Source organism: Flavobacterium sp. FlaQc-28, from assembly GCF_044007415.1.
Lineage (GTDB): Bacteria > Bacteroidota > Bacteroidia > Flavobacteriales > Flavobacteriaceae > Flavobacterium.
The window spans coordinates 192,919-209,446 of record NZ_JBIPCM010000009.1; the positions used below are offsets into that span (position 1 = coordinate 192,919).

General features: G+C 32.8%; 11 protein-coding genes. 6 read left to right on the forward strand and 5 right to left on the reverse strand.

Annotated elements, in window-relative coordinates:
• Positions 1-58 precede the first annotated feature (58 nt).
• On the reverse strand, positions 59-1,651 hold the full coding sequence (locus ACHRVL_RS20065) for a peptide chain release factor 3 (protein ID WP_395415100.1): 1,593 nt from the start codon (positions 1,649-1,651) through the stop codon (positions 59-61).
• A gap of 344 nt (positions 1,652-1,995) precedes the next feature.
• Between ACHRVL_RS20065 and ACHRVL_RS20070 the strand changes: the two genes are divergently transcribed.
• The 4 genes from ACHRVL_RS20070 to ACHRVL_RS20085 all read left to right on the forward strand — a co-directional run bounded on the left by ACHRVL_RS20070 (position 1,996) and on the right by ACHRVL_RS20085 (position 10,020).
• A complete protein-coding gene (locus tag ACHRVL_RS20070) occupies positions 1,996-3,426 on the forward strand; it encodes a peptidylprolyl isomerase (RefSeq protein WP_395415101.1) in 1,431 nt (476 codons plus the stop codon).
• 78 nt (positions 3,427-3,504) lie between these two features.
• Complete coding sequence (locus ACHRVL_RS20075) at positions 3,505-4,458, forward strand: AAA family ATPase (RefSeq protein WP_395415102.1); 954 nt, start codon at positions 3,505-3,507, stop codon at positions 4,456-4,458.
• 407 nt (positions 4,459-4,865) lie between these two features.
• Positions 4,866-7,637, forward strand: a complete 2,772-nt coding sequence (locus ACHRVL_RS20080) for a bifunctional aconitate hydratase 2/2-methylisocitrate dehydratase (protein WP_129055032.1) — start codon at positions 4,866-4,868, stop codon at positions 7,635-7,637.
• Positions 7,638-7,755: 118 nt separating this feature from the next.
• A complete protein-coding gene (locus ACHRVL_RS20085) occupies positions 7,756-10,020 on the forward strand; it encodes an aconitate hydratase (RefSeq protein WP_395415103.1) in 2,265 nt (754 codons plus the stop codon).
• A gap of 81 nt (positions 10,021-10,101) precedes the next feature.
• On the opposite strand, the gene ACHRVL_RS20090 is transcribed toward ACHRVL_RS20085, so the two are convergent.
• Positions 10,102-10,434 carry a winged helix-turn-helix transcriptional regulator gene (locus ACHRVL_RS20090; RefSeq protein ID WP_395415104.1) on the reverse strand — a complete coding sequence of 111 codons (333 nt, stop codon included), beginning with the start codon at positions 10,432-10,434 and terminating at the stop codon, positions 10,102-10,104.
• Positions 10,435-10,529: 95 nt separating this feature from the next.
• Between ACHRVL_RS20090 and ACHRVL_RS20095 the strand changes: the two genes are divergently transcribed.
• Positions 10,530-11,132, forward strand: coding sequence for a nitroreductase family protein (locus tag ACHRVL_RS20095; protein ID WP_395415105.1), 603 nt, complete (start codon positions 10,530-10,532; stop codon positions 11,130-11,132).
• A 96-nt stretch (positions 11,133-11,228) separates the two neighbouring features.
• Here the strand turns inward: ACHRVL_RS20095 and ACHRVL_RS20100 are convergent, their stop codons facing one another.
• Positions 11,229-12,620 carry a carboxypeptidase-like regulatory domain-containing protein gene (locus tag ACHRVL_RS20100; protein WP_395415106.1) on the reverse strand — a complete coding sequence of 464 codons (1,392 nt, stop codon included), beginning with the start codon at positions 12,618-12,620 and terminating at the stop codon, positions 11,229-11,231.
• A gap of 246 nt (positions 12,621-12,866) precedes the next feature.
• Here ACHRVL_RS20100 and ACHRVL_RS20105 point away from each other — a divergent pair, with 246 nt between their 5' ends.
• Complete coding sequence (locus ACHRVL_RS20105; protein WP_395415107.1) at positions 12,867-14,306, forward strand: LysM peptidoglycan-binding domain-containing protein; 1,440 nt, start codon at positions 12,867-12,869, stop codon at positions 14,304-14,306.
• A 5-nt stretch (positions 14,307-14,311) separates the two neighbouring features.
• Here the strand turns inward: ACHRVL_RS20105 and ACHRVL_RS20110 are convergent, their stop codons facing one another.
• A complete protein-coding gene (locus tag ACHRVL_RS20110) occupies positions 14,312-14,707 on the reverse strand; it encodes a two-component system response regulator (RefSeq protein ID WP_395415108.1) in 396 nt (131 codons plus the stop codon).
• Positions 14,697-16,121, reverse strand: a complete 1,425-nt coding sequence (locus ACHRVL_RS20115; protein WP_395415109.1) for a sensor histidine kinase — start codon at positions 16,119-16,121, stop codon at positions 14,697-14,699. The genes ACHRVL_RS20110 and ACHRVL_RS20115 overlap by 11 nt, the downstream gene beginning before the upstream one ends.
• Positions 16,122-16,528: the final 407 nt, after the last annotated feature.

A 16,528-nucleotide genomic window follows, 5' to 3' on the forward strand; every position in this document is an offset into this window, starting at 1 on the left:
ATAAAAAAGGCTGTCTAAAAAAATTGACAGCCTTTGTATTTTTTCTTCAAGAAAGTGATTAATCAAATTCAGAAGTAAAGTATAATTTTACGGTTGGATATTTACTTTGTGTCATTTGAATTGTAAAATCAGAATCAGCTAAGAATACCAATTGACCATATTTATCGTGAGCTAAGAATTTTTGTTTGATACGTTTAAACTCTTTAAATTCTTCGTTCTTCGCATCATCAGGTTTTACCCAGCATGCTTTGTGTACAGGGAAGTTTTCGTAAGTACATTTTGCACCGTATTCATGCTCTAAACGATATTGAATTACCTCATATTGAAGCGCACCAACAGTTCCAATAACTTTACGATTGTTCATCTCCAAAGTAAATAACTGTGCAACACCTTCATCCATTAATTGATCAACTCCTTTTTCTAATTGCTTAGCTTTCATAGGATCAGCATTATTAATGTATCTAAAGTGCTCCGGAGAGAAACTAGGAATACCTTTAAAGCTCATTACTTCACCTTCAGTTAAAGTATCTCCAATTTTGAAGTTTCCTGTATCATGCAAACCAACGATGTCTCCCGGGTAAGAAATATCAACGATTTCTTTTTTCTCAGCGAAAAAGGCATTTGGGCTTGAGAATTTTAAATTTTTCTTCTGACGAACGTGGTAATAAGGTTTATTTCTTTCAAAAGTTCCCGAAACAATTTTAATAAACGCTAAACGGTCACGATGTTTTGGGTCCATATTAGCATGGATTTTAAAAACAAAACCAGTCATTTTTTCTTCTGCAGGATCAACCAAACGAGTTTCAGAATCTTTTGGTCTAGGAGATGGGGCAATTGTAACGAAACAATCTAACAATTCGCGAACTCCAAAATTATTTAAAGCAGAACCAAAGAATACCGGCTGGATTTTTCCGTCTAAATAATCCTGACGTTCAAATTTGGGATAAACTTCATCAATTAATTCTAATTCTTCGCGAAGTTTTTCAGCAGCCTTTTGACCAACAATTTTATCTAACTCTGGGTTGTTTTGAACGTCAGAGAAAGCGATAGTTTCTTCGATATTTTTACGACTGTCTCCGCTGAAAAGATTGATGTTTTCTTCCCATAAATTATAAATTCCCTGGAAATCATAACCCATTCCGATTGGGAAACTTAAAGGTGTAACTTTTAGACCCAATTTTTGCTCTACTTCATCCATCAAATCAAAAGCATCTTTACCTTCACGATCTAATTTGTTGATGAAAACAATCATAGGAATGTTACGCATTCTACAAACCGAAACTAATTTTTCAGTTTGTTCCTCAACCCCTTTTGCAACGTCAATCACAACAATTACACTATCAACTGCGGTTAAAGTTCTAAAAGTATCTTCAGCAAAATCCTTGTGTCCCGGAGTATCAAGAATATTGATTTTTTTGTCTTTATAATTAAAAGCAAGTACAGAAGTCGAAACCGAAATACCCCTTTGGCGTTCGATTTCCATGAAATCACTAGTTGCTCCTTTTTTTATTTTATTGTTTTTTACGGCTCCAGCTTCCTGAATAGCGCCTCCAAACAACAATAACTTTTCTGTTAAAGTTGTTTTACCAGCATCGGGATGCGAGATAATTCCAAATGTTCTTCTGCGTTGTATTTCTTTTAAAAAACTCATATTTTATATAATATAGGTTGCAAAAGTACTATTAATTACGCCGATTTAAAAATAAATAAGACTCTGTTTTTGGAGTTGACGTTTTGGATTTTAGGCAGATATCGCATCAAAAATCCTTCAACTAATTCTTTTTAGTATATTAGTTTCTATAATGCATATAATTTTTTGTTAATAGTATGGCTGATAGTTGTATTATGTAATTGAATTGTTATTTTTGTTCGTTTTAAGTAAAAGAAATAGAAATTAACTATTTTGGATTTTTAGAAACTGCTTTTGCAGAAACTAGAATAGTTGGCTAGATTACAGACAATACAGATCTTTACATTCAAATTAAATTTAAAATAATGTTATTAAAAAAATTACAGCTAAAAACAATTGGTTATAGACTAGTCTTAACAATGTGTTTTTTACTTTTTTTCAACTCCGTGATTTCAGCTCAGGAAATTATTAAGGATCCTGTAGCCGAGAAACCTGCAGAACTTCATACGGGGCAAAAACAGAAAATTGATGGTATTATAGCAACTGTTGGAGATTATATTGTTTTAGATTCTGATATTGATAAAGGCTACTTAGAAATTGCAAGTCAAGGAGGTAATGTAAAAGATATTACAAGATGCCAAATGCTTGGAAAATTATTAGAAGACAAATTATATGCACATCAAGCAATTCAGGACAGTATCGTTGTAAGCGACGCAGAGGTGCGTGGAATGATGGATGAGCGATTGAATTATATGATACAACAAGTTGGAGATATCAATAAAGTTGTAGATTACTATAAAAAAAGCTCAGTTGAAGAGTTTAAAACGTATTTTGCAGACATCTTGAAAGAACAAAAATTAGCCTCAGAAATGAGAGATAAAATTGTTAAAGATGTTGAGATAACTCCTGAAGAAGTTCGTAATTTCTTTAAAAAAATACCAAAAGATGAATTGCCAACTTTTGGAGCTGAGATGGAAGTAGCACAGATTGTTGTTGATCCTACAGTTTCTAAAGAAGATAAACAAAAAGTAATAGATCGATTAAATGATATTCGAAAAGACGTTTTAGAAGGATCTAGTTTTGCAACAAAAGCTGTTTTGTACTCGCAGGATCCTGCATCTTCGCCTAATGGAGGGTATTACAAAATGAATCGTAAAACCCCTTTTGTAAAAGAATTTAAAGATGTTGCGTTTAGCTTACAGGAAGGTGAAATTTCTGCACCATTTGAAACCACTTTTGGATTCCATATCATTATGGTTGATAAAATTAAAGGGCAAGAAGTTGAATTGCGTCATATATTAATTGCTCCTACAGTTTCTGAAAATGCTTTAAAAGAAGCAAAAGAAAGGGCAGCAAACATTAGAGCTAAAATTGTAAGCAAAACAATCACTTTTGCAGATGCAGCAAGAACTGAATCTGATGAAAAAGAAACAAAAGCAAACGGAGGAACTTTAGTAAATCCGAATACGCAGGACACTCGTTTTGAATTGACTAAAATGGATCCAACTTTATACAGTCAGGTTTCAAACTTAAAAGATGATGAAGTTTCTCAGCCAATTTTAAATACCGATGATAAAGGAAAAAAAACGTATAAATTAATTACGGTTACTAATAGAATTGACGAGCATACAGCAGATTATGGTAAAGATTATACTAAAATTAAAGAATTAGCATTAAAAGAAAAACAAATCAATGCAATCGCAAAGTGGTTTGATGCTAAAATTAAAGATACTTATATCAAAATTATTGGAGAATACAGAGATTGTACTTTTGCTAACAATTGGTTGAAAAAATAATTTTTATTAAATAAAGAAAAAGAGTTAGTTTTATGAATTCATAAAGCTGACTCTTTTTAATTTTAAATACACTTATAAATGTCTGATGTAACAGCAATTCATAATTTAGTTCAGAAACGCAATGAATTAAAAAACGAAATAGCAAAAGTAATTGTAGGGCAGGATGCTGTAATTGACGAAATTTTACTTTGTATATTTTCTAGCGGACATGCACTTTTAATTGGTGTTCCGGGACTGGCAAAAACATTAATGATAAATACTTTGGCACAAGCTTTAGGTTTAGATTTTAAAAGAATTCAGTTTACGCCAGATTTAATGCCTTCAGATATTTTAGGAAGTGAAATTTTGGATGAAAACAGGCATTTTAAGTTTATAAAAGGACCAATATTTTCTAATATAATTTTGGCAGATGAGATTAATAGAACACCTCCAAAAACACAAGCAGCATTGCTTGAGGCTATGCAGGAACGTTCTGTTACAATTGCGGGGCATAATTATAAATTAGATTTGCCTTATTTTGTACTAGCAACGCAAAATCCAATCGAGCAGGAGGGGACTTATCCATTGCCTGAAGCACAGTTAGACCGTTTTATGTTTGCTATTAAATTAGAATATCCAACTTTTGAAGAAGAAGTAAAAGTGGTAAAGCAAACAACATCTGATAATAAAGTTGAAGTCAAACCTTTGTTTACGGCACAGGAAATTATTGATTTTCAGCATTTGATTCGTAGAATTCCTGTTGCAGATAATGTTGTTGAATATGCAGTTACTTTAGTGAGTAAAACACGTCCTGATAATTCATTGTCTAATGATTTTGTAAAGAATTATTTAGATTGGGGAGCGGGACCGAGAGCATCTCAGAATTTAATTTTAGCGGCAAAAGCTCATGCAGCTTTCAATGGTAAATTTTCGCCGGATATCGAAGATGTGAAAGCGGTAGCAACTGGAATTTTGAGACATAGAATTATTAAAAATTATAAAGCAGATGCTGAAGGAATAACTGAAGAAGTTATTATTAAAAAGCTGATGTAAATTATACGATTTAGATTGTAAAAAAGCCTGATAAATACTATCAGGCTTTTTTGTTTTAATTTGGAAAAAGTATTGATTTATTTAATTCTGAACAAAAGACAAAATTGACTCTAAAAAGTGTAACTATAACGTTATAATAGCTTATTTAGAACTGTTCTTTTCTAAAATAGAGGTAAAATCTCACTTACTTTATTACGTCTAATTTCGACTTTGCTAAAGAAAGGTTTTTAAAATATCAATAATTCATTTTTTTAATGCAAAACTGATATTTTGACAAAAACAAGTAGCGAAAATCGTTTTTTAATAATAATAATTTTTGAAAACGCGACTTCTATTATATTATTTTTAATTCTCGGCTTTAATATTTAAATTTGCGTACAAAAAAACAAAAATACTTCTAACATATTATGAATACTTACAAAGATTACATTAAAGAAATCGAAGAAAGAAAAGGCCAAGGACTTCATCCAAAGCCAATTGATGGTGCAGAATTAGTAAGCGAAATTATTTCGCAGATTAAAGATTTAGATAACGAATACAGAGAAGATTCTCTTAAGTTTTTTATCTATAATACTTTGCCGGGTACTACAAGTGCAGCTGGTGAAAAAGCTAAGTTTTTAAAAGAAATTATATTAGGTGAGTCAGTAGTAAAAGAAATCACTCCAACTTTTGCTTTTGAATTATTATCACACATGAAAGGTGGACCTTCTATTGAAGTGTTGTTAGATCTAGCTTTAGGTAATGACGCTGCAATTGCAGAGGCGGCAGCAAAAGTGCTGAAAACGCAAGTTTTCCTTTATGAAGCAGATACGGATCGTTTAATAGAAGCATTCAAAAGTAATAATGCAATAGCAAAAGAAATTCTTGAAAGCTATGCAAAAGCTGAATTCTTTACAAAACTGCCAGAAGTGGCAGATGAAGTTAAAGTTGTAACTTTTATTGCTGGTGAAGGTGATATCTCAACAGATTTATTGTCTCCGGGTAATCAAGCTCACTCACGTTCAGATCGTGAACTTCATGGGCAATGTATGATTACTCCGCAAGCACAAAAAGAAATTAGAGAGCTGCAAGCACAACATCCTGATAAAAGTGTAATGTTGATTGCAGAGAAAGGAACAATGGGAGTTGGTTCTTCAAGAATGTCAGGTGTAAATAACGTGGCTCTTTGGACAGGAAAACAAGCAAGTCCATATATTCCATTCGTAAACATCGCTCCAATTGTTGGTGGTACAAACGGAATCTCTCCAATTTTCTTAACGACAGTTGATGTGACTGGTGGTATTGGTTTAGATCTTAAAAACTGGGTAAAAAAGGTTGATGCAGAAGGTAATGTTGTTCGTAATGAAAATGACGAGCCAGTTTTAGAGCAAACATATTCTGTTGCTACAGGAACAGTGCTTACAATCAATATTAAAGAGAAAAAATTATATAACGGCGATCAAGAGTTAATTGACATTTCAAAGGCATTCACGCCTCAAAAAATGGAATTCATTAAGGCTGGAGGTTCGTACGCAATTGTATTTGGTAAAAAACTTCAAACACTTGCAGCAAAAGTTTTAAATGTTGAGGCGCCTCTTGTATTTGCTCCATCAAAAGAAATCTCTCATGCAGGACAAGGTCTTACAGCAGTAGAGAAAATCTTCAACAAAAATGCAGTAGGTATCACTCCGGGTAAAGTATTGCACGCTGGTTCAGATGTTCGTGTAGAAGTTAATATCGTAGGTTCGCAAGATACTACAGGTCTTATGACTGCTCAGGAATTAGAATCTATGGCAGCTACAGTAATTTCACCAATCGTTGATGGTGCATACCAGTCAGGTTGCCATACTGCTTCGGTTTGGGATAAAAAAGCGCAGGCAAACATTCCTAAATTGATGAAATTCATGAACGATTTCGGATTAATCACAGCTCGTGACCCAAAAGGTGTTTACCATGCAATGACCGACGTTATTCATAAAGTACTTAATGATATTACTATTGACGAGTGGGCTATTATTATTGGTGGTGACTCTCATACAAGAATGTCAAAAGGGGTAGCTTTTGGTGCTGACTCAGGAACAGTTGCTCTTGCATTGGCTACTGGAGAAGCTTCAATGCCAATTCCAGAATCTGTAAAAGTAACTTTCAAAGGAGATATGAAAGGTTACATGGATTTCCGTGATGTGGTTCATGCTACACAAGCTCAAATGCTGCACCAATTTGGAGGAGAAAACGTATTCCAAGGAAGAATCATTGAGGTTCATATTGGAACACTTACTGCTGACCAAGCATTTACATTTACAGACTGGACTGCAGAAATGAAAGCAAAAGCTTCTATCTGTATTTCAGAAGATGATACATTGATCGAATCATTGGAAATTGCAAAAGGCAGAATCCAAATCATGATCGATAAAGGTATGGATAACGAAAAACGCGTTCTTCAAGGATTAATCAATAAAGCGGATAAGAGAATTGCAGAAATTAAATCGGCAGAGAAGCCAGCTTTAACTCCAGATGCTAATGCTAAATATTATGCTGAAGTTGTAGTAGATCTTGATCTGATTTCTGAGCCTATGATTGCTGACCCAGACGTAAATAATGCCGATGTTTCAAAAAGATATACTCACGATACCATTAGACCTTTATCTTTCTATGGCGGAGTGAAAAAAGTAGATCTTGGATTTATTGGATCTTGTATGGTTCATAAAGGCGATATGAAAATCCTTGCTCAAATGTTGAAAAACGTAGAAGCGCAAACAGGAAAAGTTGAGTTTAATGCTCCTCTTGTTGTTGCTCCTCCAACTTATAATATTGTTGATGAGCTGAAAGCTGAAGGTGACTGGGAAGTTTTACAGAAATACTCTGGTTTCGAATTCGATGATAATGCTCCAAAAGGTGCTGCACGTACAGAATACGAAAATATGTTATACTTAGAGCGTCCAGGATGTAACCTTTGTATGGGTAACCAGGAAAAAGCGGCAAAAGGAGATACGGTAATGGCAACTTCAACACGTCTTTTCCAAGGAAGAGTTGTAGAAGATACTGAAGGTAAAAAAGGAGAATCGTTACTTTCTTCTACACCAGTTGTAGTTTTATCTACAATTTTAGGTAGAACTCCAACATTAAATGAATATACAACTGCGGTTGAAGGTATAAACTTGACTAAGTTTGCGCCTTCTAACAAATCGTTAGTAATGTAATCTTACGATTATTAATATATAAAGAGCCCGAGTGATAAACTCGGGCTTTTTCTTTTATTGCTCTTCTATTTTTTGTAACTTGTCATGTTCAAAAAAATAAAACAAAAAACAATTACTTATGGCTTTTGATATTGAAATGATTAAAAAAGTGTATGAGAACATGCCAGGTCGTGTTGATAAAGCACGCGAAATTGTTGGTCGTCCACTTACATTAACAGAGAAAATTTTATACAATCACCTTTGGGATGGAAATCCAACTCAGGCGTTTGGAAGAGGTATTGATTATGTTGATTTTGCACCAGACCGTGTAGCGTGTCAAGATGCGACAGCACAAATGGCATTGTTGCAGTTTATGCATGCAGGTAAATCTAAAGTAGCAGTTCCTACAACAGTACACTGCGATCACTTGATTCAGGCTAAAGTGGATGCTGCGACTGATTTGGCTAGAGCAAAAACACAAAGTAATGAAGTTTTTGACTTCTTATCATCAGTTTCAAATAAGTACGGAATTGGTTTTTGGAAACCAGGAGCAGGAATTATTCACCAAGTAGTACTTGAAAACTATGCTTTCCCTGGTGGAATGATGATTGGTACCGATTCTCACACTGTAAATGCAGGTGGTTTAGGAATGGTAGCCATTGGAGTTGGTGGAGCAGATGCTGTAGATGTAATGTCTGGAATGGCTTGGGAGCTTAAATTTCCTAAATTAATAGGAGTAAAACTAACTGGTAAATTATCAGGATGGACAGCTCCAAAAGATGTTATTCTTAAAGTTGCCGGTATTCTGACTGTAAAAGGTGGTACAGGTGCTATCGTTGAATATTTTGGAGAAGGAGCGACTTCTATGTCGTGCACAGGTAAAGGTACTATTTGTAATATGGGTGCTGAAATTGGTGCAACAACTTCAACTTTTGGTTACGATGCTTCAATGGGACGTTATTTGCGTTCTACAAATAGAGCCGAGGTTGCGGATGCTGCCGATAAAATTGCTTCATATTTAACTGGAGATCCAGAAGTTTATGCAAATCCAGAGCAATATTTTGATCAAGTTATCGAAATCAATTTATCTGAATTAGAACCGCACTTAAATGGTCCTTTTACACCAGATTTAGCTACTCCAATTTCTAAAATGAAAGAAGAAGCGATTAAAAACAACTGGCCGTTACAAATTCAGGTTGGTTTAATAGGTTCTTGTACGAACTCTTCTTACGAAGATATTTCTCGTGCAGCTTCTTTAGCAAGACAAGTAGCAGCTAAAAATTTAAAAACAAAAGCAGAGTTTACTATTACTCCGGGTTCTGAAGTAGTTCGTTCAACTATTGAAAGAGACGGATTTATTGATACATTCCACAAAATTGGAGCAACTGTTTTTGCCAATGCCTGCGGACCATGTATTGGTATGTGGGATAGAGAAGGAGCCGAAAAAGAAGAAAGAAATACAATTGTTCACTCTTTCAATCGTAACTTTTCAAAACGTGCTGATGGTAATCCTAATACATTAGCTTTTGTTGGTTCTCCAGAACTAGTAACTGCAATGGCAATCGCTGGTGATTTAAGCTTTAATCCATTAACAGATAAATTAATTAATGAAGATGGAGAAGAAGTGATGCTGGATGCCCCAACAGGAGATGAACTTCCTGCTAAAGGTTTTTATGCCGAAGATCCAGGATTTCAAGCTCCAGCAGCTGATGGTTCAGGAGTTCAGGTAGTAGTTAGTCCTACTTCAGAACGATTACAACTGTTAGCTCCTTTTGATGCTTGGGATGGAAAAAATATTACAGGTGCTAAATTATTAATCAAAGCATTCGGAAAATGTACGACAGACCATATTTCTATGGCTGGACCATGGTTGCGTTTCCGCGGGCATTTAGATAATATTTCAAATAATATGTTGATTGGAGCAGTAAATGCTTATAATCAAAAAACAAACTCTGTTAAAAACCAATTAACAGGAAAATATGATGCTGTACCTGCTGTTGCTCGTGCATACAAAGCAGCTGGAGTTCCGTCTATCGTTGTTGGAGATCATAATTATGGTGAAGGTTCTTCTCGTGAACATGCTGCTATGGAACCTCGTTTCTTAGGTGTAAAAGCAGTATTAGTGAAATCTTTTGCTCGTATTCATGAAACAAACCTTAAAAAACAAGGTCTTTTAGGATTGACTTTTGCAAACGAAGCCGATTATGATAAGATTCAAGAAGATGATACAATCAACTTCTTAGACTTAACTGAATTTGCACCAGGAAAACCATTAACGTTAGAATTTGTTCACGCAAACGGTTCTAAAGATATTATCTTGGCAAATCATACTTACAATGCTGGTCAAATTGGCTGGTTCGTTGCAGGATCAGCATTAAACTTAATTGCTGCTGGTAAAGCTTAATATATTTTAGATTAATTATATTAAAAACGTTCTGTGAAAACAGGGCGTTTTTTTTTATTACTACAATTAGAAGCTAATTTCTTAGAGTTTTAAGGTCTCAGCAGTTTTACTTCCCCATTGAGCTATGGCCTGAAGTAATGGAATAAGTGTTCTGCCAAACGAAGTTAATTCATAATCTACCCTCAATGGAGGTTTATTTGTGTGTACAGTTCGTGTAATAAGTCCATCTTCTTCAAGTTCTTTCAGTTGAAGGCTTAATGTTCGTTCGGTAATAACTTTACATTCTTTTCTTAATTCACTATATCGCTTTTTTTCGATTAAATGAATAAGAATTACTGCTTTCCATTTGCCGCCTATGTATTTCATTGTTAGGCTTGTGCTGCAAGGATATTGTTTGTTGTCTATACTATACATCTGTTACTATCAATTTTATCCGTTATTGCAAAGATAGTTTACTATACTTAGTTTTGTAACAATAAAAAGTATAGTATAATTAAAAATTTAAAAATATGAGTTTTTTAGACCTTGCTAAGAGTAGATACGCAACAAAAAAGTACGATGCGGCCAAAAAAATTACAGCAGAACAAATTGAAGAGTTGAAAGAGATCATTCGATTAAGTCCATCTTCTATAAACAGCCAACCGTGGAAGTTTACTTTTGTTACCAATGAAACAGTAAAAAGAGCACTAGCAGCTCAATCTTATATGAACGAACAATCGATCAACGATGTAGGTCTTTTAGTGGTGTTTAGTGTAATGGAAGATATTGAGCATTTTGAGAAACGAAATATCTCTATTCTGCCAGAAGCGTGGAGAACTCTTTTTTACGAACCAATGATAAAATCAAATGGAGATGTCGCAACGAAATCTTGGATGGAACATCAAGTATATCTTTCGTTAGGTTATTTTTTAAGTGCCTGTATAAGTATGGGACTTGATGCTACGCCAATGGAAGGTATAGACATTGAAGGTTATAAGCAAATATTGCCACAAGACGGGTATGCGCCGCTATTTTCTGTTACAGTTGGATATGCTGATTTAAGTGATTGGGCACATCCGACAGTTTTGCCAAAATCTCGTTTTGAACTAGATGAGGTTGTACATTCTATTTAAAGTAAAAACAGGTGTCATTTTTATGGTACCTGTTTTTATTTTTAGGCCGTTTCCATCTAGGTTAGGGCTGTAGTTTTTAAAAAGGCTATTAAAAAACTATTGATTTTCTTTAACTAAAGAAGTTTTCTGGATTAAGGTTTTAATACGAATTGGCTTCGTATTTTCGAATTCATCAACAGAAATACTGTAAGTGGCGGCAGAAGGATTTGTGCTGTATTCATTGTAGGTGTAGCCGCCAATTATATATAATTTGTCTCCATAAAAATGCATTGTTGAGGATTTTAATTCAAGATCAATTAAGTATTCTTTTAACCGATTTGATTTTACGTCATACACATACAATCTTCGATCATTAAAAATGTAAATTGTATTATTTTGAGAAGTAACTGCAGGATTTTCTATAGGAGAAAAAAGATCTCCCTCAGTTTGCCATTTTTCATCAAGCAAATTTAAACTTACTATTTCAGATAAAGGCTGTCCATTATTTCCGCCAATTAAATAAATTTTATCACCTATTAAAACACCATTTGCTTCTTTCGCAGTTGGCATATCTGAAAGTTCATACCACAAACCAGAAGGAATATTGTAAAAGCGAACTTTGTTAGTAAATGTTTTTTTGCCTTTCAGAGTCGTTTTTATTGAACCTCCCATAACAATAATATTGTCTTTATAAGTAAACGACGAAAAATTGACCGCCTGATGCGGATTAGTCTTATCAATCGTAATTGTATTTTTGCTTAAATCAAGAACTTCAATTTCATTTTCTAAATACTCAAATTTAGCATTCCTGGATATTCGCTTTCCTCCCAAAACATAAATCTTGTTATCGTAATAATGGAGTTTATTATAAGCTCTTTTTTTGAATTTTATTTCAGAAGTCTGCCAGCTGTCAGTATTGATGTCATAAATTAAAAAATCGCCTCTGTACGAATGAGAGCCTTCTTGACGACGAAGTTCATCATAAAAAGTTTTCATGAAAATTTCGGTATCTGTATTTACTGTTTTGTCCTTTGCTTTTTGAAAGGCATCAGATTCATAAGAAGCGTCGCCTCCAACAATATAAATTTTACCATCTTTTACAAAAGATCCAAAAGAATAAATGGCATTTTTTAAAGGAGCCAATTTCGTAAAAGCAATTTTCGATTTTAATTTTAATTTACCATTGGCAGAAACAGCTATTTCAGATAAACTCTCTGTTTCCTCTTTCAGTGAAATTTTAAAATTAAGCATCTTAAGCTCTTTAAAAGAAATTCTGGAAATTTGGTATCCAATATGAGAGAATTGCAAAGTGTCAGTTTCGTTAAAACTTGATTCTTTTCGGATTATAAACTTCCCTTTTCTATCACTCAATGTTTTAAAGTTTTTCGAAGAACAAACGATATTTACATCTGAAATAGGTTGATTGCTTGTAGAAACTACAGTTCCTTCAGTATTTTGTGCATTTGATAAAAACGATGATAAAAGAAAGATGAAGAGTAATTTTTTCACAAGTTTTTATTAGTTAAGTTAAGGATAAATCTCTTTTGAACATTATTTTTGTTTAAAAAACTGCAATTCAAAAAGTTGGCGCAATTTTAATGCCGTACTTGTTAAAATGAAGTGAATTAGTTGTTAAAAATAGTGTGTTTTTTACTTTAAAAAGTTAAATTCGCTTTTTAGGTAATATAGTTGCTCTTTTTGAGTTTAAATTGTTATCTAAACTTAAAAAAGATAGATAAACTTTAATAGGTGAGTATGGTTTTTAGATTAATTATAGTATTGTTTTTTTTTAGTGTTGGTGTTTTTTCTCAAGAAAAATTTACCAAACATAAAATCTCAAAAGGAGAAAACATTACTGTAATTGCTAAAAAATATGGTGTAAAAGTAAAAGATATCCAAGATGCAAATCCTAATGCACCTAAAGTTTTAAAACTAAATTCGGTTTTGCTAATCCCGAATAAAAATGTTCGTACTGCTCAGAAATCTCCTCAAAATGAAGTAAGTAAAACGCAAAATATAGCGAATAATACTCCTGGTTCACATGAAGTTTTGCAAAAAGAAACACTTTGGGGAATCGCTAAAAAATACAATGTTTCTGTTGATGAATTGAAAAAAGCTAATCCAGCATTAGAAACAGACGGTTTAAAAATAGGACAGCATCTAAATATTCCTTCTAATGCTGTAGTGAGTTCAGAAAATGCAGTTAATACAAATGGAGCAAAACCAGAAATTGTTCCTATTGCAAATACAGAGCTTAATGTTAAAGTACAGGTTAAAGAGACAAAATACTCAATTGCTAAGAAGTATGGAATAACAGTCGCAGAATTAGAGCGTCAGAATCCTTCAATCAAAAAGAAACTACGGGTAGGGCAATCTTTAAAGATTAGTACCACAGCAGAAAAAGCTAATCAATTATTAGAAATAGCCGATTTAAATGCTGAGAAGGAAGGTGATACTTCTTCAAATACGATTGCATCTGCAACAAATGGAATTAATACTGATGTAACAAAACCTGAAATTATTACTTCAGAAAATGCAGAAGTTGTCGTTGAGGTGCAGCCAAAAGAAACAAAGTATGCTATTGCAAAAAGATATGGAATTACAGTAGCTGAATTAGAACGACAAAATCCATTTATAAAAGGGAAACTTCCGGTAGGTTATGTTTTAAAGATTAAAACTACCAAAGAAAAAGCAGATGCTTTAAATGTGAAATCACCCCAGATAATTGATAGTGCACAGCCTTCAATAGAAGTTGCAGATAATTCAAATGCAGTTAAAGATTCGGGAGTTGTTAGAATAAGTAATCATTCCGATTTAATTAATCAGTTGATTAGTAATGCGACAGAAAATATTGGAACACGTTACCGTTCTGGTGGAACTACGAAAGCAGGTTTTGATTGTTCAGGATTAATGTTTTGTACTTTTGGTAACTTCGATATCAAACTGCCAAGAAGTTCAATAGAACAATCTCGAATAGGAACAAAAGTAGCTTCAGAAGAAGCTCAAAAAGGCGATTTAATTTTCTTTAAAACCAATGGAAGGCGTCATATAAACCATGTTGGTATGGTCGTTGAAAATGTTGATGGCGAGATTAAATTTGTACACTCCTCTACTCATGGCGGTGTTATGATTTCCTCAACAAAAGAAGCTTATTATACAAGGGCCTTTTCGCAGGTAAATCGTGTTTTAGAATAAATTTATTAAGTAGTTAAGTAAATTTTTGTTTTAAATTCATCAATTGAAAGAGGCTTGCTTAAAAAATCAGTTATATATTTACTATTCTTGATTTCTTGAATTTCATTAGTGTCTAATGTTGAGGAAAGTACGTAAATTTGAATTTCTCTTTTTAAATCTTCGCTTAGCTTGTGGAACTCATTTAAAAAATCAAAACCATTCATTACAGGCATTTGAATGTCTAATAAGATGACTAAGGCTTGATTCTTTTTTTTATTATTGTTGAGCCATAAAATCCCTTCATTACCATCATTAGTGATACTTAGCTCGGTTATATTAAACACTTTTTTTAGTAGTTGTTTAATAACAAGTTGGTCTATCAAATTGTCTTCAATTAATAAGAATTCTGGTTTAGTCATCATATGTATTTGGAATTGTTACAATAAATTTGCTTCCTATATTAGTTTTTGAGGATACAGATATGTTTCCTTTAATATTTTCGACGGCTTCTTTTACTATATACAACCCTAGTCCTGATCCTTTATTTTTGTTAGTCCCAAAGTACATTTCAAAAATATGATCCCTGAATTCCTCTTTAATGCCAATTCCGTTATCCGATATTTCTATTTTATGAAAACCGCCGTCAAAATAAGTTTTTATAGAAATAAGCATTTCTTGTTTGCTGTTGTCAGCATACTTTATTGCATTTGAGAGTAAATTACTTATGATAATTCTTAAGCGTAAACGATCACTTTGAATTTGATCAAGTAATAATTCTTTGGTAAAAGTTATCTTGTTGGCATTTTCGATATGCATTAATTGCGCAATTGCTTCGTCAAATAATTCTTTTAGATTAACAGGTTCTATGATTGTTTGTATTCTTTTGTTTTTGGAATAATCTATAATATCACTTATAAATTGATCTTGTTTACAAAGACTCTGATGCATTAAATTTAAATAATCTTTGATTTGGTCTATATCATCTTCAAGCTGTGTAATTTGTATAAGTCCTTTTAGAGAGGTTATAGGAGATCTTAAGTCATGTGATGCGCTGTAAACAAATCGATCGAGTTCATGGTTGACTAATATTAGATTTTCATTTTTGACTTCAATTTCCTTTTTAGAAACAATTAATCGTTTAACCATGATAGAATAATAAAGAGAAACACTGCAAATAATTATTAATATAAAAACAATATTGATAATGATAAGAAGGTCTTTTATTGTACGAGTTCCTTCTCCTAGTGTGTTAGAGAAGTTTCGTTCATTGATAGTTAGTTTATCGCTGATACTACTAATTTGTTGAAGAAATTTTTGTTGATCAGCATCAGTTAGTTGGTCGCATTTTATTTTTGAATCTATTTGTTGTCCAATAATAAATAATTGATAGATTAATTTGTCACCTTGTTCCCATTCGTGAATTGCTTTTGCTAAAAATGGAATCTCTTTAAAATGAACAAACAGCCAAACAAGATCATCTAAATCAGCTTCGTTATTTCGGCCTGTAAGAAGACCTTTTCGAGCGACCTCATTGTCGCCAACTTTTAAAAGTGTTACCCTGGCAATCCCATCACCTTGCGGAACTTTTAATTCCTCTAAGTATAAATTCCATTGGTTTTCATCTTTTGTGTAGAGATAGGTTAAAAGATGTCTGGAAGCATCTTTTTGGCCTTTTGAATAATGTGATTCGCCATTTACATAAGCTCTATTTGCAGATAATATTTTGATGGTAAAAAAATTAATAAATATTAGTAAAGCACAAGAAAGAAATACGATTAATAAAAGAACAAAAACATTTGGGTACCGGAGTTTTTTAAAAAAATGACCTTTAGACATAGCTTTTGGATTAGTAGGTTAATAGTTTTAATTTCTGCCTTTAAAAGTATTTTTTGAGCTGTTTTTTTGTCTTAATTATATGTTTAAGATGATTGTTGGTTATTTGGTTAAAATGATAAACAATTGTTAATAAAAAATGTGGTATTTTAAGAAAATTGAATGTCCTTATCAAAATTAATAAAAAAAAGATTGGGTTTTACAAATGATCTGTTTTTTCTTACGATTAAATTTATTAAGTGAATTTATTGTTTAATTAATTGATTTTTAGTTGTTTGTGTTTTTGTTTTGTAAAATGATGTTTCTCTTTTTATTATTGATAAAGGAATTAAAAACGATTAGTGCTAATGTAGACATATATGTATAAAATGATGTTTTGATTTTTTTTGTTTAAGTGTTTTTGTTTTTTT